Raw genomic sequence first — 2,204 nt, 5'->3', positions numbered from 1 at the left:
CGTCACTATGGACCTATTTTTTTATTTTATTTCAACTTCATTTTACAACGCGCGAAAAAGAAATAACTAATTTAAATAATAAAAAAGTTAGAATTAGAAAAGCATATATTGATGAATTATTTACTGAAGAAGAATATAAAGAAGAAACTTCTATTATTGAAAACAAAATTAAAAATCTAGAGAAGAAATTATTAGAAAATGAACAAGTAAGTAATTTAAATTTAACTATTGATGATATTTTAATTAAACGAGATATGGACTTTATCAATAAAGTTAAACTACCAATTTTATATGATGCTTTCTCTGATAGTTGGAATGATTTAGATAGAGATGATAAAGCTGATATAGTCATGAGATATATTGACGAGATAGAACTAGAATTAGTCAATAATAAATATAGAGTTAAACTAGTTAACTTTAGAACTACATTCTATAAAGAATTTAAAGAATTATTTGATAAAGGTTATATTGATTGGAAAAGAAAAATAACACATTCATTTAAAGGGATTGGTATTGATAGTAAAGTTCGTTATAGTGAATACTTACCTTTTAAAGAAGTATATAGACATTTAATGAGATTAAACGAATGTTATGATGTCAGTTTTTATAAAGGAACTTTATATAAGAAAACTGAAGAATTAAAAATGTTACCACTTCTTAAAGGAGATGTCGTTGTAAGAATATTCCCTACTGAAAAAGATGATGATAGTAAAGATATATTAGGTATGGGAATGTTTGTTACAAAAGACAATCCAAACGATATCAAGGTAAACATTCCAGAGATATTTGAATGTATACCTGATATAGAAAATTAATTTAAAAACGTGGCACGTTTTATTTACGATAGTAAATGAAAGTGGCGATAGTATTTAAATTAATACGGTTTCTAAGGTGGTAAACCTTAGCTTCCATATCTTGTTTATGACAAGATATATAGGAAGTTATGAATAATGACAAAGCCACTTTCGTGTCATTTGAACATTCACTTTAAGGAGGTGTCAAATATATGGAATTATCTTATTCATTTCATTTAGGTAATGATAGCAATAAAACTATTAAAGCAAGACAACAAGCAAAAAACACTACATCAGGAACAACATCAAAAGGAAACAATGCAATACAAAATGTTAAACATTTAGGAAAAGTAAATAATCATAATCTAAGACAATACAATAATAATCAAGAATTAATCAAAACTATTAAAGGTTCAAATGATATTGTTAAAGATGTAAAAGAATTATATTTAGATTTATTTGAAGAATCAAGGTTAGTTTATAATAATAAACAAATAAGAGATGATAGAAAAATAGATAATTACTTTAATAAAATATCTAATGATGATAAACACGATTTAGCTTGTGAGATTATAATTGAACTTGGTGATATGTCTTATTGGGAAAATAAAAATTTAGAAGAAAAATATAAAATGATTAATGTATTTGAAAAACAACTTGATGATTTAAAAGAAATAGTACCAAGCTTTTATGTAGCTAATGCGACTTGTCATTTTGATGAACATTCTCCACATCTTCATATTGTTGGTGTTCCAGTTAAAGAAAATTGTAAAACAGGTTTATCAAAACAAGTTGGTAAAACATCAATATTTACTAAAGAATCATTAGTTATTATTCAAGACAAAATGAGAGAAAAATGTATTGAAGAATTTAATAATATTTATGAATTAGATTCTAAACTTAAAGAAAAGCAAAAAGGTAAAAATAAAGATTATACACCTTACGAAAGATTAATGTTTAATGAAAAAGCAAATGAACTAAAACAAGAATTAAATAATCTTCGTAATGAAGTTTCTGATTTAGAAGATAATAAAAAATCGATTAGTAAAGAAATCATTAATCTCAATAAAGATAAAGAAGATATAACTGATGAAATTGATAAAAAGAAAAAACTTAACAATAAAATTATTATTAAGTCTAAAAATCAATTATTAGATGATAACAAAAAATTACAAGAAGAAAATGAACATTTAAAATCTATGAATTATCAATATAAAACTAGATATAATGATTTAAAAGAAAAGAACGATTATCTCATTTATCATTTAAATAAAATTATTAAAAAATTACCAGAGTTTATTCAAAATATAATTGATAGATTATTTAATCAATGCAATATTGATTTAAAACATTTTAAACAACAATATGACCCTGAAGTTAAAAGAAAAGAAGAAAGTAGATTTAAAGGTT

The 2,204-nt window shown here is 23.3% G+C and carries 2 protein-coding genes; both read left to right on the top strand.

Annotated elements, in window-relative coordinates; genetic code table 11:
- Positions 1–815 (top strand): hypothetical protein (locus ACLVEP_RS12635; protein WP_412585261.1); only part of this gene is annotated, 815 nt, incomplete at its 5' end.
- Positions 816–1,006: 191 nt separating this feature from the next.
- Positions 1,007–2,204 (top strand): plasmid recombination protein (locus ACLVEP_RS12630; protein ID WP_412585259.1); only part of this gene is annotated, 1,198 nt, incomplete at its 3' end.

The organism is Faecalibacillus sp. (assembly GCF_047023275.1).
Lineage (GTDB): Bacteria > Bacillota_I > Bacilli_A > Erysipelotrichales > Coprobacillaceae > Faecalibacillus.
Note: the sequence above shows the minus strand (reverse complement) of the source record. Positions and strands in the feature narration are given on the sequence as shown.